This is a genomic window from Kitasatospora sp. NPDC001660, from assembly GCF_053596725.1.
Map to the genome: position 1 here is coordinate 161,069 of NZ_JBSFGU010000003.1, position 19,576 is coordinate 180,644.

Consider the following 19,576-nt stretch of genomic DNA (forward strand, 5'->3'; position numbering starts at 1 on the left):
CGGGATCAGTACGCGAGCGCGCGGTCGACGGCGTCGAGCACGCGGTCCAGGTCAGGCAGGAAGGCCTCCTCGACCCGGGACGGCGGGTACGGCGCGTAGTAGCCGCCGACCCGCAGGACCGGCGCCTCCAGGTGGTAGAAGCACCGCTCGGTGAGCCGGGCGGCCAGCTCGGCGCCCATGCCCAGGAAGACCGGCGCCTCGTGCACCACGACGGCCCGCCCGGTGCGCTTGACCGACTCCTCCAGGGTGGCGAAGTCCACCGGGGAGAGCGAGCGCACGTCGACGACCTCCAGCCGGCGGCCGTCCTCCTCGGCGGCCGCGGCGGCCTCCAGGCAGACCTTGACCATCGGGCCGTACGCGATCAGCGTCGCGTCGGCGCCGGGCCGGACGATCCGGGCGTCGTACAGTCCGAGGTCGGCGGCGTCGCCGACCTCGCCCTTGTCCCAGTAGCGGCGCTTGGGCTCCAGGAAGATCACCGGGTCGTCGGAGGCGATGGCCTGCCGCAGCATCCAGTGCGCGTCGTGCGCGCTGGACGGGGTGACCACGCGCAGGCCGGCGGTGTGCGCGAAGTACGCCTCGTGCGACTCGCTGTGGTGCTCGACCGCGCCGATGCCACCCGCGTAGGGGATCCGGATGGTGACCGGCATCTTGACGTGCCCGAGCGCGCGGGCGTGCATCTTGGCCAGCTGGGAGACGATCTGGTCGAAGGCCGGGTAGACGAAGCCGTCGAACTGGATCTCCACGACCGGGCGGTAGCCGCGCAGCGCGAGGCCGATCGCGGTGCCGACGATGCCGGACTCGGCGAGCGGGCTGTCGATGACCCGGCTCTCCCCGAAGTCCTTCTGCAGTCCGTCGGTGATCCGGAAGACGCCGCCGAGCTTGCCGATGTCCTCGCCCATCAGGACGGTCTTCGGGTCCTCCTCCAGCGACTTGCGCAGCGCACTGTTGAGCGCCTTCGCGATGCTGAGCTGACCGGCCATCAGAGGTTCTCCCCCGCCTCGAAGGAGGCCGCGTACTGGACGTACTCGGCCCGTTCCTCATCGACCAGTGCGTGCGGCTCGCTGTACACGTGGTCGAAGATCAGGGTCGGGTCCGGGTCCGGCATGCCGCGCACGCCCTCGCGCACCCGCAGCCCCAACTGCTCGCTCTCGGCGTCGACCGCGGCGAAGAACTCCTCGTCCGCGAGGCCCTCCTTCTCCAGGTGGGTGCGCAGCCGCAGGATCGGGTCCTTGGCCTTCCAGGCCTCGGTCTCCTCGGCGAGCCGGTAGCGGGTGGGATCGTCGGAGGTGGTGTGCGCGCCCATCCGGTAGGTGAACGCCTCGATCAGCACCGGGCCGTTGCCGCTGCGGGCGTGGTCGAGCGCCCAGCGGGTCACGGCCAGGCAGGCCAGCACGTCGTTGCCGTCGACCCGGACGCCCGGGAAGCCGAAGCCGGAGGCGCGGCGGTACAGCGGGATCCTGGTCTGGGTGGTGGTGGGCTCGGAGATCGCCCACTGGTTGTTCTGGCAGAAGAACACCACGGGGGCGTTGTAGACCGAGGCGAAGGTGAAGGCCTCGTTGACGTCGCCCTGGCTGGAGGCGCCGTCGCCGAAGTACGCGATGACCGCGTCGTCGGCGCCGTCCTTGGTGATGCCCATCGCGTAGCCGGTCGCGTGCAGGGTCTGCGCGCCGATCACGATGGTGTACAGGTGGAAGTTCTTCTCGTTCGGGTCCCAGCCGCCGTGGTTCACGCCGCGGAACATGCCGAGCAGGTTCAGCGGGTCGACGTCGCGGCACCAGGCCACACCGTGCTCGCGGTAGGTGGGGAAGGCGTAGTCGCCGGTGCGCATGGCGCGGCCGGAGCCGACCTGGGCGGCCTCCTGGCCGAGCAGCGAGGCCCACAGGCCCAGCTCGCCCTGGCGCTGGAGCGCGGTGGCCTCGCCGTCGAACCGGCGCACCAGCACCAGGTCGCGGTAGAGGGCGCGCAGCTCCTCCGGAGTGGTGGTGAGGGGGTAGTCCGGGTGCTCGACCCGCTCGCCTTCCGGCGTGAGCAGCTGTACGAGCTCCGGCTGGGCGTCCGTACCCGTGGCGCGGAGCTTGTCAGGGACGCCGGGGGCCGCCTTCTTGCGGGTCCTCGCCGTGCTTTTGACGGTCACGTTCACTCCTCGGTCTGTCCGGCCGCCCGGGGTCGCCGGTGACCGGTCCGGTCACCGCCTCGCGGGGCGCGTGGGTGTGCGCACCTGATGCGGGGCAGGTGGTGATCCTGTTCCGACGGCGTCCCTCACGAGAACGTTACCCAGCGTCCGCCCTTGGCGCGCTTGCGCTAGGACGTCCTACTTGTTCGGGGCCTACAACCCCGAGGGTGCCGCGCTCGGCGCGCCGTCGGTTGGGTGGGGGCGACGGACCGCGTGACGCAGCTCTCAATTCGGGCGCCTTCAGGACACCAGCGCACGTTATCCGGGCGACGGCCCGTACGTAAGGGGGTTCTCGATATCGGTTTCGGACCGTTCTGGCCGGATCACACCCCTGGGGCGATGCGGGCGAGAGGTGAATTGTGGGGTGATATGGGAGGTTTTGGGCGCGGCCGATAACGGACAAACCGGGGTTTTCCTGGTCGACGACCACAAGGCGGTCCGGCGGGGCGTGCACGATCCGCTCTCGGTCGAGGACGACATCGAAGTGCCTTCTCGGAGGACGAGGCACTGTTCGACTCGATCACGGCCGGCGCCTCCGGCCACGCCCTGAAGGCCATCCGCAGCACCGCCCCGATCGCCACCGTGCGCGACGTCGCGGCCGGGCGGTCGCCGCTCGAAGGAGCTGCGCACCCGGGCGGCGGCCCTCGCGGCTCGGCACCAGGCCGACCGGCGGCACCGATCCCGAGCTGCTGCACAGACATGACGGTTTGTCAAGGGCCCCCGCCAGGGGGCCATAACCTCTGGCTGTGACTTTCAGCCAGACCCTCGCCTGCGCCCCGGCCCGCCCCGACCTCTCCGCCCCACCGATAGGGACCCTCAGCCCACCCGTCCCGCGAGCCGCTCTGGCCGAGGTCCTGTGCCGCTACCCGGTCGGCCGGATACTGACCGTCGAACCGGTCGCCGAGGGCCTGCTGAACCGGGGCTACCGGGTCACCACCGAGGCCGGTACCCACTTCCTGAAGTGCTACGTCGACGCCGCCACCGCCAACCGCCCGAAGATCGTCGCCCACCACCGCGCGATGGCCGCGCTGCACGCGCTCGGCCTGCCCGTCGCTCCCCCGCTGACCCGCACCGACGGCGCCGGCACGGTGGCTTCCCACGGCGGCCGGCTGTTCGCCGTCTTCCCGTGGGTCGATGGCCGACACCGGCACGGTACGGAGCTCCCCCTCCCGCAGTGCGACGCGCTCGGCGCGCTGCTCGGACATCTGCACGGCGCGCTCGACGACGTGTGCGCCCCGCTCGACCAGCCCGACGGCTACCGCAGCGCCGACCCCCTCGACAGCGCCGACCTCGCCCGCGACCTGCTCGAACACGCCCGCGCCCACCGCCCGTACGGCGACCTCGACGCCCTGGTCGAACGGCGCCTCGCCGAACGGCTGGAACTGCTCGCCGACCACGCCCACCGCCGCCCCGCCCCGCAGGCCGCCCCGCCCACCGGCTGGACCCACGGCGACTTCCACGGCCTCAACCTGCTGCACGCCGAGCGGCCCGGGGGGTCCGGCGAAAGCGCCGTCGTGGCCGTCCTCGACTGGGACAAGCTCGGCCCGCAGCCGCGCGCCGAGGAGGCCGTCCGCGCCGCCACGCTGCTCTTCAACGACCGGACGACGGGCACGCTCGACCTCGTCCGGGTCCGGCACTACTCCCAGGCCTACCGGGCCACCGGCGCCGCCACCGCCGAGCACCTCGCCGCCGCGGCCCACCGGGTCTGGTGGGAGCGGCTGAACGACTTCTGGATGCTGCAGTGGCGCTACCAGCGGGCCGACCACCGGGCCGACCCGCTCTACCCCGCCTCGGCGGGCCAGTTGGCGTGGTGGTGCCAGGAGTACGAACAGGTCCTGGACGCCTTCGCCAACTGACCCGGGCCGCCCGCTGGTTCAGCCCCCGCTCGGCCCCCGGGCGACGGCGGCGCCGTGATCGGGGGCTCGCCCGTCGGCGTCGGCCGCCGGAGCGGTTCGGGACCAGCCCCGACGACCGCGCCCCGGACCGACCCGTTCCGTCAGGTCAGGGCGTCGCCGCCGGCGGGGTCACCGGTGCCGTCACCGGCGGCTGCGACTTGCTGGGCACCGGGTTGCCCGTCGCCGTGCTGCCACCGCTCGGCGTCGACGGCGCCGACGAGGCCGTGCCGGTCGCCGACGAGGAGGCCGTCGGGGTGTGCGTGGCGGTCGGCGACGGCGTCTGGGTGTACGTGTGGCGGCCCGTCGGCTGCGGCGACATGCTGTTGCCGCCGTAGCTGCCGCCGTAGTTGCCGTTGTCGGTCGGCTGCGTCGGTTTCCGGCTGCCGGTGTTGGCCGCCGGCGGACTCTGGCTGCCGGCCGCGGGCGACGTGGCGGACTCGGTGGTGCTCACCGCAGGGGCGGGCGAGCTGGGACCACCGTTCGTACCGCCGCCGCCACCGCCGCCACCGCCGCTGAGCGCGAGCGCGATGCCGACGCCGGCCGCGACCAGCACGGCCGCGATGCCGGCCACCCAGCCCCACGGCCCGCGCCGCCGCCCGTACCCGTCGTCGTCCCCGCCGTCGTAGCCGTGTCCGCCGTCGTACGGGCCGCCGGGCCCCTGGTAGGGCGGTGACGGGGTGTGCGGGGCGCCGGGCACCTGGCCGCCGTGGTACGGCAGCACCGAGGTCGCGTCGCCCGCGCCGACCGCGCCGAAGGCCGCGGTGGCCGCCGTCTCGTCCGGCCGGATCACCTGCGTGGCACCGGTGTTGCCCTGCCCCGCCGCGGCCAGCCCGGCCGCGGCACCGGCCCAGCCGGCCCCGGCCGCGCCGTGCATCTCGCGCAGCGCGTGCTGGACGTGCGCGCGGAACTCGTCGGCGTCCTGGAAGCGGTCGTCCGGGTTCTTCGCCAGGGAGCGCAGCACGAGCCCGTCGAGGCCGACCGGCACGCGGCCGTTGGCCTGCGAGGGCGGCACCGGCAGGTCCTGGACGTGCTGGTAGACCACCGAGAGCGGGGTGTCGCCGGTGAACGGCGGGCGCAGCGCCAGCAGCTCGTAGAGCATGCAGCCGGCCGCGTACAGGTCGGAACGGTGGTCGACCGGCTTGCCGAGGGCCTGCTCGGGCGACAGGTACTGCGGGGTGCCCATCACCATGCCGGTCTGGGTCATGGTGGTGGCCCCGCCGGTCAGCGCGCGGGCGATGCCGAAGTCCATCACCTTGACCGCGCCCGTGGTCGTGATGATCACGTTGGCGGGCTTGATGTCACGGTGCACGATGCCGTGCCGGTGGCTGTAGGCGAGCGCCTCCAGCACCCCGGCGATGATGATCAGCGCCTGGTCGACCGGCGGCGCGTCCTCGTCCACCAGCAGCTCGCGGACGGTCCGGCCCTCGACCAGCTCCATCACGATGTACGGGGTGGACTCGTCCCCGAAGTACTCCTCGCCCGTGTCGTAGACCGAGACGATCGAGTGGTGGTTGAGCGCCGCGACGGCGTGCGCCTCGCGGGTGAACCGCGCCCGGGCGATGTCGTCCTGTGCGAGCTCGCCGCGCAGCAGCTTGACCGCGACGGTGCGACCGAGCCGGATGTCCTCGGCGGCGAACACCTCGGCCATGCCGCCGCGGCCGAGCCGGTGGGTCAGCCGGTAGCGGCCGTCGCCGACCGTGCCCAGCGGGGCCGCGGTGCCCCGCCCGGGGGTCTGCGGGCCGCCGGGCGGCACCGGCGGGAACGCGGTGGTCGCGGCGTCGCTCCCGGGCGCGGGCGGCTGCCCACCGGCCTGGCCGGCCGCCCGGGCACCCTCGTCGTCGTCCGGATGCTGCGTCTGTGCCATCGCTCCTCGCCCCGGGCGTTCGCTCGGATCGCGGTGCCCTGTCGCTTTACGTATCCCCGAACGCTACCGCTTCCGGGCGACCACCGTGGCACGCCCGATCCGGCCGCTATCGGTCAGAGCAGGCCTGCGCGGTCGGCGGGGACGTCCACCACCAGCACCGCGGCGGGCAGCGTGCCGTGACCGTACTTGGTCGTCTTGGTGGTGGTCTCGTTCTTCGCCTTGTTGATCATGATCGCGATGATGATGCCCGTCAGGATGAGCACGCCGACGATGATCATGATGACCACCGCCGCCGTCGAGCAGCCGCCGCCGGCCGCCGGGGCCGGGGCCGGCCGGTACGGCGGCACGGGCTGCGGCGGCGGGGTGTGCGCGGGCCGCTGGAACGGCTGCGGCGTCTGGTACGCGGGCGGCGGCGTCTGGTACTGCGGCTGCTGCTGGAACGGCTGCGGCGTCTGCGGAGCCTGCGGGTGCGGCGTCTGGTACGCGGGCGGCGGGGTCTGGTACTGCGGCTGCTGCTGGAACGGCTGCGGCGTCTGCGGAGCCTGCGGCACGGCGTGCACCGAGCGCGGGCCCTCGTTGATCACCAGCGGCGTGCTCGCCTGCAGCGAGTGCCCGCCGCCGCCCTTCAGCTCGGCGATCAGCCGCTCCGCCTCGTCCCGCATCGCCTCCGCGCTCGGGAAGCGGTGCGCCGGGTCCTTGCGCAGCGCCTGGGCCACGAACGCGTCCACCGCCGGCGGGATCGACCGGTTCATCGTGGAGGGCGCCGGCGGCTCCTCCTGCACGTGCTTGTAGGCGATCGAGAACGCCGAGTCGCCGTCGAAGACCAGCTGGCCGGTGAGCATCTCGAAGAGCATCACGCCGACCGAGTACAGGTCGGAGCGGGCGTCCACCGGCTTGCCGAGCGCCTGCTCCGGCGACAGGTACTGCGGGGTGCCGACCACCATGCCGGTCTGGGTCATCGACGTGACGCCGGATTCCAGCGCCCGGGCGATGCCGAAGTCCATGACCTTGACGTTGCCCTTGCGGTCGAACATGACGTTGCCGGGCTTGATGTCACGGTGGACGAGGCCCATGTCGTGCGAGGCCTCCAGCGCGTTCAGCACGCCGACGGTGACCCGCAGGGCCTCCTCGGTCGGCATCGCGCCGTACTGCGCGACCGCCTCGTTGATCGTCTCGCGCAGGCCCTTGCCGTCGATCAGCTGCATGACGATGTACGGGGTGCTGGAGCCGTCGGGGGCGACGTCCTCGCCGCTGTCGTACACCGTGACGATGTTCGGGTGCTCCAGCCGGGCCACCGCCTGGGCCTCGCGGCGGAACCGCTCCTTGAACGAGTCGTCCCGGCCCAGCTCGCTGTGCATGCTCTTCAGCGCGACCTGCCGGCCCAGCACGCTGTCGAACGCGAGGTGCACGGAGGCCATGCCGCCCTCGCCCAGCAGCCGCTGCAACACGTAGCGGCCGTTGCCCAGGGAGTAGCCCTCGACCGCCGCGTTGCCGTGCTCGCTCATCTGCTGCTCCCCCTCGGCGCGGGCGTCGCCGCCGCGACCGTGACGTTCGGTCTCGTCCGTGCGTGGTGCGGTCCCGGCCCGCCGGCCGGCCCGACCCCTGCCGCGGCGGCCCGACCGGCCTGCGACAGGGGGCCAGGGTACCGGCTCTCGCCGACGGTGATCGGCCCAGGGCCGATCCCCGCTCCGGGCCCCGGCGGCTACCCACCGGTAACGCGCCCCGACGCGGACCGTCCCGGTACGACCGGCCCCGGTGCGGTCGTACGGGTGCGGACACAGGGGCGCGGCCGTACGGGTACGGCGTGTGCGGAGGGCCTACAGGTACGGGCCGGAGCGGATGCCGCGGCCGTGGCCGTGGCCGTGGCCCGGCTCGTCCTCGTCCAGCTCGCCCCCGTGCAGACCGGGCGGCAGCGCCCGGCGCATCTGCTCCAGCTGCGCCCGGGCGGCCATCTGCTGCGCGAACAGCGCGGTCTGGATCCCGTGGAACAGCCCCTCCAGCCAGCCGACCAGCTGGGCCTGCGCGATCCGCAGCTCCGCCTCGGTCGGGATGGAGTCCTCGGTGAACGGCAGCGACAGGCGCTCCAGCTCGGCGACCAGCTCGGGGGCCAGGCCCAGCTCCAGTTCCTTGATGGAGCTCGCGTGGATGTCCTTCAGCCGCGCCCGGCTGGCCTCGTCGAGGGGCGCCGCCCGGACCTCCTCCAGCAGCTGCTTGATCATGCTGCCGATCCGCATGACCTTGGCGGGCTGCTCGACCATCTCGGTCACCGGGAGCTCACGCGGCCCCTCGCCGTCGTCGTCCCCCGCCGGGCCCGCGAACCGCTGACCCACCGGCAGTCCGTCCGGTCCGACGATCAGCACCTTCTGGCCGTCCTGCGACGAGCTCTCGTTCATCGGATTCGTCATGAACAACATTCTCTCTCACTGAGGTTGGTCGGGCGGAAGCCCCCGGCCCGCACGGCCGGTCCCGACGGTACGCCCCGGTCGGCCCCTCGGGAATCCGTACAGATACTCAGCTCAGCTCAGTTCTCGCGCCCCTCGACTCAACGCCGAACCACCCGCCGATCCCCCGCGACCCCGCACACAACCTCCCCCGCACCGCCGCGCGGGGCGGCTACCGGCCCCTGCGGAGGCGGAGGCCGACGAGGCCGAGGCCACAGCCGATGAGACCCAGGCCGGCACCCAGGGGGAGTTGCAGGGTGGAGGCGTCGCGCCAGCGGGCGGGAATCACGGTGGGGGCGGCGATGGCCTGGGTGGTGGCGGTGTCCGGGGCCGCGTCGCCGGCCGGGGCCGGGGTGTCCGTGGTCTCGGCGCCGCCGACCTCGGGGGCCTGTGCGGCGGGCGGGTCCGGGGTCTGCTCGACAGCCCGGTCGGACGCCTGGTCGGGAGCCTGCGCCGGGGCCATGGCGACCCGCTCGGGAGCCGCGGGCCGGTGGCGGTGGGCGCGCAGGTCCCAGCCGCCCGGACGCGGGCGGATGAACGGACGTTCCCGCGGCGCCGCGGACGGGCCGAAGCCGGTGGACCCGTCCGACGCCTCCGCCGAGCTCGTCGCCGCCTCCGGTCCGGGGGCGGCGACGGCCACCGTCGCGGCGGCCAGCGGCAAAGCCAGCCCGAGCACGGCCACCGCCACCAGCCGGCGGGCCCGGGCGGGGCGGGGGGACGGAGCGGCGGGCAGCGGCCCGAGGTTCGCGTGCATTGGTGCGGCCACGGTCGGAGGTCCTTCCGACGGCCGACCGCGCGGGGCGGGGTCGGCGACGGGACAGCTCCGGACCAGCCTCACACAATCCGGCAATCAGGGCATTTCGGGCAGCACCCCCGCCGCGACCGCCTCAGGCCCGCAGCACGACCTTCCCGACCTGCTCGCCCTGCTCCAGCACCCGGTGCCCGGCCCCGGCCTCCGTCAGCGGCAGCACCCGATCGATCACCGGCTTGACCACCCCGGACTCGACCAGCGGCCACACGTGCTCCCGCACCGCCGCCACGATCGCCGCCTTCTCGGCCAGCGGCCGCCCGCGCAGGTTGGTGGCGACGACCGCGCCGCGCTTGCGCAGCAGCGTGTTGAGGTCCAGCTCGCCCTTCACCCCGCCCTGCAGTCCGATGATCACCAGCCGACCGTTGACGGCGAGCGCGTCGACGTTCCGCTGCAGGTACTTGGCGCCCATGATGTCCAGGATCACGTCCGCCCCGGCCCCGTCGGTGGCCACCCGGAGCGCCTCGACGAAGTCCTGCTCGCGGTAGTCGATCGCGATGTCCGCGCCGAGTTCGACGCACCGCGCGAGCTTCTCGGCGCTGCCCGCGGTGACCGCGACCCGGGCGCCGACGGCCTTGGCCAGCTGGATCGCCATCGTCCCGATGCCGCTGGCGCCGCCGTGCAGCAGCACGGTCTCGCCCGGCCGCAGGTGCGCGGTGAGGAACACGTTGGACCACACCGTGCAGGCCACCTCGGGCAGCGCCGCCGCCTCCTCGAAGCCGAGCCCCTTCGGCACCGGCAGCAGCTGCCCGGTCGGCACCGCGACGAGCTGCGCGTACCCACCGCCGGCCAGCAGCGCGCACACCTCGTCGCCGACGGCCCAACCGGACACGCCCGGCCCGAGGGCGGCGATCCGCCCGGCGCATTCCAACCCGGGGTAGAGCGGGGAGCCGGGCGGCGGGTTGTAGAAGCCCTGCCGCTGGAGCAGGTCGGCCCGGTTGACGGCGGTCGCCGCCACCTCGACCAGGACCTCCCCCTCGCCGGGCACCGGATCCGGCACCTCCGCCCAGACGAGCGCCTCGGGACCGCCGGGTACGGGAATCGTCATCGCATGCATGCCCCGAACCTACTGCGCTCCCGACCTGCGGCGCACCGACCCGTCCTCCTCGGCAACGACTGCGTCACCCCGCCGACTTGACGACGATCACCCCCAGGCCGTAGCCGTGGGTGAGCAGGCCTCGGGTTCCCGCGCTCCGCCCGCTCACGGGGCCTCCAGCAGCTCGACGAGGTCGCCGGCCTCCGCGCCGCCGGGCGGGACGACGGCGAGCGCCTCGGCGCGGGCGAGGCCGCGCAGCATGGCGGGCCCGTCGAAGGCGAGCGGGACGACGCCCTCGACGGTGCGCCGGACGGGCAGCAGCCGGGTGTCCGTCGGGTGCCCGGCCAGGGCGACGGCGGCGGGTGCGGGAGCCGGACCGCCGACGGTCCGTCCGCTGCGGGCGTGCAGCAGCGGCAGCGCGAGTGTGACGGTGCCGGCGACTGCGGCCAGCGGGTTGCCGGGCAGTCCCACCAGGTGGCGCCCGCCCGGGAGTCCGGCCGGTGGGAGCTCGGCGAGCAGCATGGGGTGGCCGGGGCGGACGGCGACGCCGTCGACCAGCAGCCGGGCGCCGACCTCGTCGAGCGCGCGGTGCAGGAAGTCGGCCGGGCCGGCCGCGGTGCCGCCGGTGGTGACGACGACGTCGGCGGCGGAGTGCCGCAGTGCGTCCCTCAGCAGCCCGAAGTCGTCGCGGACGGACCGGACTTCGGCCACGTCGGCACCGCACGCGTGCAGCCACGGCGGCAGGAGCGGGCCGAGCGCGTCCCGGACGAGGCCGGGGCCCGGCACCCCCGACTCGATCAACTCGTCTCCGAGGACCAGGAGTTCGACGACCGGCCGGCGGCGGACCGGGAGCCGGTCGTGGCCGCAGGCGGCGGCGAGGCCGAGCACCGCAGGGTCGACGGGGGTGCCGCCGGGCAGCAACGCCTCGCCCCGGCGGCACTCCTGGCCGCGCGGGCGGACGTCCTGACCGGTGGTCAGCGCACGGGGACCGCCGTCGCGCAGCAGGGTGCCGTCCGTCGACCCGTGCTCACGGCGCAGCACGGCGGTGGCACCGGGCGGCAGCTGGGCGCCGGTGGCGATCTCCACGGCGGCGCCGTCGGCCAGCGGCGCGACGGCGGCCCGGCCGGCCAGCAGCCGCCCGGCGAGCCGCCAGGGGCCGGGGCCGGCGACCGCCCAGCCGTCCATCGCGGAGGTGTCGAAGGCGGGCAGGTCGGTGAGGGCGGCGAGCGGTTCGGCGAGCGTGTGGCCGAGGGCCGCGGCGAGCGGCAGGACGACCGGTGGCAGCGGGCGCAGCCCGGCCCGGCGGGCTGTCTCGCGGGCCTGCGGCCAGGCCATGGTGCCGGGCCCGGCCGGCGGCACGGTCACGGCGGTCTCCTCGACGGCCGTCACTGCTCGCCCGGCCCGTGCGGCTCGCTCCAGCGCTCGGCGAGCACGGCGGTGCGCCGGGCCGCCTCGGCGACGGCCTCGGGGCCGCCGCCCTGCTGGGCGGCGGCGTACCCGATCAGGAAGGCGGTCAGCGGGGCGGCCGGCCGGGCCACCCCGTGCGCGACCACCCGGGTGAGGTCCAGCAGTCCGCGGACATCGACGTCCAGGTCGATCCCGAGTTCGGCGCGGACCTCCGCGATCCAGTCATCCAGCGTGCGCTCCATGCGCCCCATGCTGCCTGATCGGCGGTTTCCCCGGAATGTTCCCCCGGTGTGCGGGGCGCGTCGTTTCCCTCACGCCCCGCCCCACCCGGGGTGAACGTCCCCCGCAACACCCGTCCGACCATCGGACCACCGGGCAGTGTCGCCCAGCCGACCGCGGCCATGAGCCCCCTTATCCCCCTCCGCTCTCCTTCTCCCGCTCCCGCGCCTGTTCGAGGTCCTCCCACGTGTCGCAGTCGTACGCCGCGTTGTCCGTGTCCGCGACCAGCAGCCGCGCGAGGCCTCCGGTGAGGCGGCGCAGCGGGAGGCCGGACGGATCGCCGAGCGCGGACAGGGCGCCGCGCAGGGCTGCGGTGCGGTAGGCGGCGGCGAGGGGCTGGTCGCGGCCCCCCGCGTCGACCAGGACGGCGGCCTCGACCGCCGGGCCCGCGTCGTCCAGGGCGGTGACGAGCCGCTCGACCGTCCGCCGGTCCAGGAACGGCAGGTCGGCGGCGAGCAGCAGCACGGTCCCGTCGCCGACCAGGTCGAGTCCGGCCGCAACGGCGGCGACCGGTCCGCCGCCGGGCGGCTGCTCGCGGGTCCAGCGGACGCCGGTGCGGGCGGTGGGCCGGGCCGGGCCGACCACGACGGTGGTGCGGGCTCCGGCGCAGGCGGCGAGCACGCGGTCGAGCAGGGTGCTCTCGCCGACGGTGAGCCCGGGTTTGTCGGCCCCGCCGAGGCGCCGGGCCGCCCCGCCCGCGGGAACGATCACGTCGTACGGCGTCATGCGGCCAGTATCCGCCCTGCCCGGCCGCGCCTCAGACGGCGAGCGCCTTGGCCTTGCGGGCGGCGTCCTCCAGCGCCCGGACCTTCGACTCGGCGGCCTTCGGCACGAAGTCGGCCATCGCCGGGACCTTCGGGGCCAGGGTGAACTCCGGGACGATGAAGTCGACCTCCAGCCCGAGCATCCCGGTCAGCACCTTCTCCAGGTAGGTGGTGACGAACTCGTACGGCTCGCGCGGCGCGCCCGGCGCGTACGAGCCGCCCCGGGCGGCGACCACGGTGACCGGGGTGCCCTTGGCGGAGGGCGTCTCGCCGGCCGTGCGGCCCATCAGGATCACCTGGTCCAGCCAGGCCTTGAGGGTGGACGGGATCGTGAAGTTGTACATCGGGCTGCCGATGACGATCGCGTCGGCCTGCTCCAGCTCGGTCATGAGCTCCTCGCGCAGCGCGAGCGCGGCCTCCTGCTCGGCGGTGCGGCCCTCGGCCGGGACGAACGTCGCCGAGATCCCGTGGACGTCGAGGTGCGGGACCGGGGCGGCGGCGAGGTCGCGGTAGACCACCGTGCCCTCGGGGTGCTCGGCCTGCCAGGCCGCCCGGAACGCCGCCGAGACCTCGCGGGAGACGGAGCCGTCGGCGACGGCGGACGAGTCGATGTGCAGCAGGGTGGGCATGACAGTACCTCCATCGAATAAGTAGCTGCCGTTTCCGCTGCAGCTATAAGTACCGTAGCAGCTTACTTTTCTGCAGTCACTACGAATCCTCGGGTACCCTGGAGCCATGTCCGAGCACGAGGTAGTGACCGACCAGCCCCCGGCCGCCTCAGACGCGTGCGCCGACCAGCGCACCTGCTTCAACGTCGAGCTGGCCCTCACCCGGGTGTTCACGCTGCTCGGCAAGCGCTGGACCGGCCTGCTGGTGGGCGTGCTCAACCATGGCGGCCCCGCCTACTTCTCCGAGCTGCGCCGCGCCATCCCCGGCATCAGCGAGCGCATGCTCTCCGACCGCCTCACCGAGCTGACCGAGGCCGGTCTGGTCGTCCGCGAGGTCGACGCGGGCCCGCCGCTGCGCGTGAGCTACGGCCTCACCGACGCCGGCTCGGCCCTGCGGCCGGCGCTCAACGAACTGGCCGTCTGGGCCGACCGCTACCTGCCGGAGAGCGCCCTCAAGCAAGGCGGCTGCTGACGGCCACGGCTGTCCGCACAGACGACGGCCGTCCCCACACACGACGAACGCCCGCGCGCTGTCACACAGCACGCGGGCGTTCACCCGGACAAGAAGAACTCAGCGCCGCTTCGCGCCCCGCAGCCGGGCCACGCGGTCCGAGATGCCCCACGAGGTGACGCGCCACAGCGCCTCGATCACGATGTTGCGACTCATCTTGGACGCGCCCAGCTCGCGCTCGACGAAGGTGATCGGCACCTCGGCGACCTTGAACCCGGCCTTCACCGTCCGCCAGGCCAGGTCGACCTGGAAGCAGTAGCCGGCCGATGCCACCTGGTCCATGCCCAGCCCCAGCAGCGTCTCCTTGCGGAACGCCCGGTAGCCGCCGGTGACGTCGCGGATCGGCACCCCGAGCATGAGGCGCGAGTACGTGGAGCCGCCGCGGGAGAGCAGCAGGCGCGACTTCGGCCAGTTGACCACCCGGCCGCCGGGCACCCAGCGGGAGCCGAGCACCAGGTCGGCGCCGCGCAGCGCGGCGAGCAGCCGGTCGAGCTCCTCGGGCTGGTGCGAGCCGTCCGCGTCCATCTCGACCAGGACGTCGTAGCCGTTGTCGATGCCCCAGCGGAAACCGGCGAGGTAGGCGGCGCCCAGGCCCTCCTTGCCCTTGCGGTGCAGGACGTGCACGTTCGGGTCCTCGGCGGCCAGCTTGTCGGCGAGCTCGCCGGTGCCGTCGGGGCTGTTGTCGTCGGCCACCAGGACGTGCGCCTCGGGCACCGAGGCGCGGACCCGTCCGACGATCCGCTCGACGTTCTCCGCCTCGTTGAACGTCGGAATGATCACCAGCACCTTGCCGAGATCAGCAAAACGCGGCTGGTTCACGGTCACGTACAAACCTCTCGGCCAATGGCGGGAGTGCCGGTCACCGTCGCGCCCGCACTCCGGAACGCCGCTCCCGTCGGCGGCCCGCCGAGGGGTTCCGCGGCGGAAACTGCTGCGCACGGTGGAAACTAACTGGGTCCTGGCATCCTACTACCGCACCTGCCGGACACCGGCCCGATCGCTGCCGCGACCACGGCACTCGCACCGGACGCCCGCCGTTTCCCCTCACGTGACGCGGTTCGGCTAGGGTCGTTGCCTCGCCCCGGCCAGGACCGCCCGCCCGGCCCGTTTCCCGACGATCCGGCACACCCCGCCACCGCAGCGAAGGAGTAGGACCGCGCGCATGGACAGGCTCGTCAACACCATCCGCCCGTACGCCTGGGGATCGGTCACCGCACTCCCCGAACTCCTCGGGCAGGACCCCACCGGCGAGCCGCAGGCCGAACTGTGGATGGGCGCCCACCCCGGCGACCCCTCCCGCGCGGACCGGGGCGCGGGGCCGCGCCCGCTGGACGAGCTGATCGCCGCGGACCCCGGGGGCGAGCTCGGCACCGCGACCGTCGCCCGCTTCGGCCCCACCCTGCCGTTCCTGCTCAAGATCCTCGCGATCGGCATCCCGATCTCCATCCAGGCCCACCCCACGCTCGACCAGGCCCGGGCCGGCTTCGCCGCCGAGAACGCCCTCGGCATCCCGCTGGACGCCCCCCGGCGCAACTACCGCGATGCCAACCACAAGCCCGAACTCATTTGCGCGCTGGACGAGTTCGAGGCCCTGTGCGGCTTCCGTCCGGCCGCCGAGGCGGCCGCGCTGCTGGCCGGCCTGGCGGTGCCCGCGCTCGCCCCGGTCGTCGACCTGCTGGGCGCCGGAGACGAGTCCGAGGCCCTGCGCCGCGCACTGGCCGCGATCCTCACCATGGACGACGCGACCGCCGCCGACGCCGTCCGGCAGGCCGCCGCGCACGTGAACCTCGCCGCCGAGGAGGACCCCGGGGGCCCGTACGCGCCGTACGCCCGGATCACCCGGGACTTCCCCGGCGACCGCGGCCTGATCGCCGGCCTGCTGCTCAACCACGTCCGGCTCCACCCGGGCGAGGCCCTCTACCTGGGCGCCGGCGTACCGCACGCCTACCTGCACGGCGTCTGCGTCGAGCTCCAGGCCAACTCCGACAACGTGCTGCGCGCGGGCCTCACCCCCAAGCACATCGACGTGTCCGAGCTCATGAAGGTGGTCGTCTTCGAGGCCGGCGTCCTCGACGTCCTCCGTGCCACCCCGGTGGACGGCACCCCCGGCGAGGAGCTCTACCCCGTCCCGATCGACGAGTTCCGCCTCTCCCGCTTCCGGCTGGACGGCACCGAGCGCGAGATCGACGGCCGCGCCCCGCAGATCCTGCTCTGCACCGCCGGCACCGTCCGGCTCCGCGCCCCCGACGGCACCACCCTCGACCTCTCCCGCGGCGAGTCCGCCTTCCTCCCCGCCACCGGCGAAGCCACCCGCATCGCGGGCGACGCCGGCACCCTCTTCCGCGCCACCGTGACGATCTGAGGCCTCACGGCCGTCGCCCGGCCCGTCGGGTACGCGGTCGTCGGGTACGCGGTCGTCGGGTACGCGGTCGTCGGGTACGCGGTCGTCGGGTACGCGTGGGCGATCTCCTCCTTCAAGAAGCGAGCGTGACCTCGACCAGCCGGGACCAGCCGGTCCCCGCCCCCTCCCGAGCCGCCTCGGCGAACCCGTCGTCGCCGAGGAGGCTCCGTGCCGTCCGCTCGATCCGGGCCGCGTCCGGGTGGGAACGGTCCGGCAGTCCGCGCACGCCCGCGCTCGCCGCGAGCAGCCGCGCGGCCTGCTCGTGCTCGCCCCGGCGCAGCGCCAGGTCCGCGACCCCGACGAGCACCTGCGCGATCAGCGGCGCGTGCCCCGCCTCGGCCGCCGCCTCGCAGGCCGCCGCACGGTGCGCACGGGCCTCGTCCAGGTCCTCGGCGAGGTACCCGAGCAGGTCGTGCCGCAGCGCACGGATCCCCGCCCGCTCCGCCTCGGCGCCCAACATGGCCGTCGCGGCACCGAGTTGCTCGTACGCCTCCCCGGCCCTGCCGCCCCACCGGGCGAGTTCCGCCTTCGCGAGGGCCAACTCGGCCAGCGCGTCCGGCCAGGCGACCCGTTCCGCACACCGCTGCGCCTCGGCGAGGGCGGCCGCGCCGGCGGCCTCGTCGCCCGACAGCCAGTACAGCTGCGCCTGTCGTGACCGCATCCGGATGACGTCCTCGGTGGCGCCGAGCTCGGTGACCACCGCGGTCGCCTGCTCGTAGTACTCGCACGCGGCGGCGAAATCGCCGCGCACGGCGATCCGGTCCGCGAGCTCGGTCAGCGCGACCGAGATCCCGAACCGCTCGCCGAGCGCCCTGAACTCGGCCAGCGCCGCCTCCAGGTGCGCGTCCGCGTCCCGCCCTTCGTGACCGAGCACGATCCGCATCTTGCCCAGCTGCAGCCGGGCCAGCGCCCGCGCCCACGGGTCCTCGTGGTCCAGCAGCGGCTCCCACGCGGACAGGGTCGCGCCGGGCTCCTGGAGCATGCGGACCAGGGGCGCGACCAACCCCGGCGCCGGGTGGCGGCACCGGCGGCCCCGGCCGAACCGGTACGCCTTGTGGATCCACTCCGCGGCCTGGTGCTCGTCGCCCCGCCCGGAGCTCACGAACATCACGATGAGCGCGTACACCGTGGCCCGGACCTCGTCGGTCACCTCGCCGGGCGTCCCGGCGGCCGCGGTGATCAGCTCCATGCCCTCGGCCCGGCGCCCGCCGAGCCACCAGTACCAGCCCGCACCCGCCGCGAGCCGCATCGCCGCCTGCGCCTCGCCGGCCGCGAGGGCGCCGCGCATCGCCGAACCGATGTTGTCGCGCTCGGCCTCCAGCACGGCGAGCCACTCCAGTTGCTCGGCCCGGCGCAGGTGCGGATCCGCGGTCTCGGCGAGCTCGGTGACGTACGCGAGATGCGCCCGGCGCGCCGGGTCCGCCTCCCCCGCCTCCGCGAGCCGGTGCCCGGCGTACTCCCTGATCGTGCCGATCATGCGGTAGCGCGGCGCGCCCTCGCCGTCGGCGACCAGCAGCGACTTCTCGGTCAGCGAGGTGAGCAGTTCGAGCACCTGCTCCTCCTCGACGGCATCGTCCTCCTCGGCTGCACCGCCCGCGCAGACGCGTTCGGCCGCCTCCAGGCTCGCCCCGCCGGAGAACACCGAGAGCCGCCGCAGCACCGCCCGCTCGGCGTCGGTGAGCAGCTCCCAGCTCCAGTCGACCACCGCGCGCAGCGTCCTGTGCCGCGGCAGCGCCGTACGACTGCCACCGGTCAGCAGACGGAACCGGTCGTCGAGCCGGTGGGCGAGCTGGTCGACGGACATCGTGCGCAGCCTGGCCGCGGCCAGTTCGATCGCCAGCGGCATCCCGTCCAGGGCCCGGCAGACCCGGACCATCGTCGCCAGCGTGTGCGCGTCGGCCGCGAGGTCCCGGCGCACCGCCCCGGCGCGGTCCCGCAGCAGCCGGACGGCGGGTGAGGACGCGATCTCCTGCGGGTCCGCGTCCGCCTGCGGCAGGGCCAGCGGCTCGACCGACCACAGCGCCTCGCCGGTGATGCCGAGCGGCTCCCGGCTCGTCGCCAGGATCCGCAGCCGCCGGCACTCGCCGAGCACCCGGTGGGCGAACACCGCCGCCGACTCGATCACGTGCTCGCAGTTGTCCAGGATCAGCAGCGCCTCCCGCTCGCGGATCGCGGCGATGAGACGGTCCGCCGGGTCCGCGTTCGACGTCTCCCCGAGCAGGGCGTCGCGCAGGCCGAACCCGGCGAGCGTCGACTGCGCCACGTCGCCGTCGGCCCCGATCGCGGCGAGCTCCACCAGCCAGGCGCCGTCGGGCAGTTCGCCGAGCAGCGTGCGCGCGGTCTCGGTGGCCAGCCTGGTCTTGCCGGCGCCGCCCGGCCCGATCAGGGTGGTGAGCCGGTGCTCGGCGACGAGCGCGCGGACCGCGGCGACCTCGGTCTCCTTGCCGACGAACGTGGTGAGCTCCGCGCGCAGGTTGGTCCTTCGGGTCTCCTCGCGTCGCCCCAACTCTCCTCGCAGCAGCGCGATATGAAGAGCGGACAGCTCCGGGGACGGATCGACGCCCAGTGCGCCGGCCAGGGCCTCCCTCGCGTTCTGGAACACCTGCAGCGCCTCGCTGTCGCGACCGGCCGCGACGAGGGCGCGCATCAGCGCGGCGACGAGCCGTTCCCGCACCGGGTGCGCGGCCACCAGGTCGGTCAGTTCGGCGACCAGCTCCGCTCCGTGCCCGAGGGCGGCCTCCGCCTCGAACCGCTCCTCCGTGGCGGTCAGGCGCAGCCCCTCCAGCCGGACGACCGCGGCGTCGAACGCGCCGCTGTCCTGCAGTCCGACGTCCTGCATGGCCGCCCCGCGCCACAGTTCGAGCCCCTCGCGCAGCGGCCGCAGCCGCCGGGAACCGTCCGCGGCGTGGGCCTGACCCGGGGCGACGAGGCGTTCGAACCGTACGGCGTCGACGGCGTCGGGCTCCACCGCCAGCAGGTAGCCGTCCGTCCGCCCCTCGACCACCCCGTCCGGCAGCACCTTCCGCAGCCGGGAGACCAGGCGCTGCAGGGCGTTCGTCGCATCGGCGGGCGGGTACTCGCCCCAGATCCAGTCGACGAGCGACGCCTTGGGGACCACCTGCCCCGGCCTCAGCGCGAGGGCGACGAGCAGTCCGCGCAACCGCGCCCCCGGAACGTCGACCGAGCCGCCGTCATCCGTGCGAACCTGCAATGTCCCCAGCATCCCGATCTGCACCCGCTGATTTTGCCACGGGCGTTCGGGAGCCATCCCCGGATCGGCCGGCCTGGCCGCCCCGCTTTTCCCAGGGGGAAAAGCCACGTTGCACTCA

Annotated in this window: 15 protein-coding genes and 2 pseudogenes; 4 read left to right on the forward strand and 13 right to left on the reverse strand. The window is 74.4% G+C overall.

Features of this window, described 5'->3' with window-relative positions:
* Nucleotides 1-5 precede the first annotated feature (5 nt).
* Together ACWCXH_RS04350 and pdhA are read right to left on the reverse strand one after the other, a co-directional pair.
* On the reverse strand, nt 6-980 hold the full coding sequence (locus tag ACWCXH_RS04350) for an alpha-ketoacid dehydrogenase subunit beta (RefSeq protein WP_449799797.1): 975 nt from the start codon (nt 978-980) through the stop codon (nt 6-8).
* On the reverse strand, nt 980-2,134 hold the full coding sequence (gene pdhA / locus ACWCXH_RS04355; RefSeq protein WP_449799798.1) for a pyruvate dehydrogenase (acetyl-transferring) E1 component subunit alpha: 1,155 nt from the start codon (nt 2,132-2,134) through the stop codon (nt 980-982). Before pdhA ends, ACWCXH_RS04350 begins: the two co-directional genes overlap by 1 nt.
* Nucleotides 2,135-2,552: 418 nt before the next feature.
* Here pdhA and ACWCXH_RS04360 point away from each other — a divergent pair.
* Nucleotides 2,553-2,800 (forward strand): annotated as a pseudogene (locus ACWCXH_RS04360) (DNA-binding response regulator); the annotation flags it as partial.
* A gap of 119 nt (nt 2,801-2,919) precedes the next feature.
* Nucleotides 2,920-4,029, forward strand: coding sequence for a phosphotransferase enzyme family protein (locus ACWCXH_RS04365; RefSeq protein WP_449799799.1), 1,110 nt, complete (start codon nt 2,920-2,922; stop codon nt 4,027-4,029).
* Nucleotides 4,030-4,174: 145 nt separating this feature from the next.
* Here ACWCXH_RS04365 and ACWCXH_RS04370 read toward each other — a convergent pair whose 3' ends face one another.
* From ACWCXH_RS04370 to ACWCXH_RS04410, 9 genes and pseudogenes are all read right to left on the reverse strand, one after another.
* A complete protein-coding gene (locus ACWCXH_RS04370; RefSeq protein WP_449799800.1) occupies nt 4,175-5,932 on the reverse strand; it encodes a protein kinase domain-containing protein in 1,758 nt (585 codons plus the stop codon).
* A gap of 113 nt (nt 5,933-6,045) precedes the next feature.
* On the reverse strand, nt 6,046-7,437 hold the full coding sequence (locus ACWCXH_RS04375; RefSeq protein ID WP_449799801.1) for a protein kinase domain-containing protein: 1,392 nt from the start codon (nt 7,435-7,437) through the stop codon (nt 6,046-6,048).
* A 312-nt stretch (nt 7,438-7,749) separates the two neighbouring features.
* Nucleotides 7,750-8,337 (reverse strand): bacterial proteasome activator family protein, encoded by a 588-nt coding sequence (locus tag ACWCXH_RS04380; protein WP_449799802.1) that lies wholly within the window; start codon nt 8,335-8,337, stop codon nt 7,750-7,752.
* 208 nt (nt 8,338-8,545) lie between these two features.
* Nucleotides 8,546-9,139: a hypothetical protein gene (locus tag ACWCXH_RS04385; RefSeq protein WP_449799803.1), complete on the reverse strand. Its 594-nt coding sequence runs from the start codon at nt 9,137-9,139 to the stop codon at nt 8,546-8,548.
* 121 nt (nt 9,140-9,260) lie between these two features.
* A complete protein-coding gene (locus ACWCXH_RS04390) occupies nt 9,261-10,238 on the reverse strand; it encodes an NAD(P)H-quinone oxidoreductase (RefSeq protein WP_449799804.1) in 978 nt (325 codons plus the stop codon).
* Nucleotides 10,239-10,382: 144 nt separating this feature from the next.
* Nucleotides 10,383-11,552, reverse strand: a complete 1,170-nt coding sequence (locus ACWCXH_RS04395; RefSeq protein WP_449799970.1) for a molybdopterin molybdotransferase MoeA — start codon at nt 11,550-11,552, stop codon at nt 10,383-10,385.
* A 50-nt stretch (nt 11,553-11,602) separates the two neighbouring features.
* Nucleotides 11,603-11,885, reverse strand: a pseudogene (locus ACWCXH_RS04400) (DUF6457 domain-containing protein); the annotation flags it as partial.
* A 150-nt stretch (nt 11,886-12,035) separates the two neighbouring features.
* The gene (gene mobA / locus ACWCXH_RS04405) at nt 12,036-12,629 is read right to left on the reverse strand and encodes a molybdenum cofactor guanylyltransferase (RefSeq protein WP_449799805.1); all 594 of its coding nucleotides are present in this window, start codon (nt 12,627-12,629) and stop codon (nt 12,036-12,038) included.
* A 31-nt stretch (nt 12,630-12,660) separates the two neighbouring features.
* On the reverse strand, nt 12,661-13,296 hold the full coding sequence (locus ACWCXH_RS04410; protein ID WP_449799806.1) for an FMN-dependent NADH-azoreductase: 636 nt from the start codon (nt 13,294-13,296) through the stop codon (nt 12,661-12,663).
* A 106-nt stretch (nt 13,297-13,402) separates the two neighbouring features.
* Here ACWCXH_RS04410 and ACWCXH_RS04415 point away from each other — a divergent pair, with 106 nt between their 5' ends.
* On the forward strand, nt 13,403-13,807 hold the full coding sequence (locus ACWCXH_RS04415) for a winged helix-turn-helix transcriptional regulator (protein WP_449799807.1): 405 nt from the start codon (nt 13,403-13,405) through the stop codon (nt 13,805-13,807).
* Between the two features lie 99 nt (nt 13,808-13,906).
* On the opposite strand, the gene ACWCXH_RS04420 is transcribed toward ACWCXH_RS04415, so the two are convergent.
* Nucleotides 13,907-14,671, reverse strand: coding sequence for a polyprenol monophosphomannose synthase (locus tag ACWCXH_RS04420; RefSeq protein WP_449799808.1), 765 nt, complete (start codon nt 14,669-14,671; stop codon nt 13,907-13,909).
* A gap of 337 nt (nt 14,672-15,008) precedes the next feature.
* Here ACWCXH_RS04420 and manA point away from each other — a divergent pair, with 337 nt between their 5' ends.
* On the forward strand, nt 15,009-16,208 hold the full coding sequence (manA, locus tag ACWCXH_RS04425; RefSeq protein ID WP_449799809.1) for a mannose-6-phosphate isomerase, class I: 1,200 nt from the start codon (nt 15,009-15,011) through the stop codon (nt 16,206-16,208).
* A gap of 112 nt (nt 16,209-16,320) precedes the next feature.
* On the opposite strand, the gene ACWCXH_RS04430 is transcribed toward manA, so the two are convergent.
* Entirely contained in the window at nt 16,321-19,482 is a 3,162-nt protein-coding gene (locus ACWCXH_RS04430) for a BTAD domain-containing putative transcriptional regulator (protein ID WP_449799810.1), read from the reverse strand.
* Nucleotides 19,483-19,576 lie beyond the last annotated feature (94 nt).

Excerpts from the sequence above, each read along its gene's own strand:
- ACWCXH_RS04410 (WP_449799806.1), bottom strand. The coding sequence starts at position 13,296 with ATGCCCACCCTGCTGCACATCGACTCGTCCGCCGTCGCCGACGGCTCC.
- ACWCXH_RS04380 (WP_449799802.1), bottom strand. The coding sequence starts at position 8,337 with ATGACGAATCCGATGAACGAGAGCTCGTCGCAGGACGGCCAGAAGGTG.
- ACWCXH_RS04415 (WP_449799807.1), top strand. The coding sequence starts at position 13,403 with ATGTCCGAGCACGAGGTAGTGACCGACCAGCCCCCGGCCGCCTCAGAC.
- ACWCXH_RS04375 (WP_449799801.1), bottom strand. The coding sequence starts at position 7,437 with ATGAGCGAGCACGGCAACGCGGCGGTCGAGGGCTACTCCCTGGGCAAC.
- mobA (WP_449799805.1), bottom strand. The coding sequence starts at position 12,629 with ATGACGCCGTACGACGTGATCGTTCCCGCGGGCGGGGCGGCCCGGCGC.
- ACWCXH_RS04390 (WP_449799804.1), bottom strand. The coding sequence starts at position 10,238 with ATGCATGCGATGACGATTCCCGTACCCGGCGGTCCCGAGGCGCTCGTC.
- ACWCXH_RS04350 (WP_449799797.1), bottom strand. The coding sequence starts at position 980 with ATGGCCGGTCAGCTCAGCATCGCGAAGGCGCTCAACAGTGCGCTGCGC.
- ACWCXH_RS04370 (WP_449799800.1), bottom strand. The coding sequence starts at position 5,932 with ATGGCACAGACGCAGCATCCGGACGACGACGAGGGTGCCCGGGCGGCC.
- ACWCXH_RS04395 (WP_449799970.1), bottom strand. The coding sequence starts at position 11,552 with ATGGCCTGGCCGCAGGCCCGCGAGACAGCCCGCCGGGCCGGGCTGCGC.
- manA (WP_449799809.1), top strand. The coding sequence starts at position 15,009 with ATGGACAGGCTCGTCAACACCATCCGCCCGTACGCCTGGGGATCGGTC.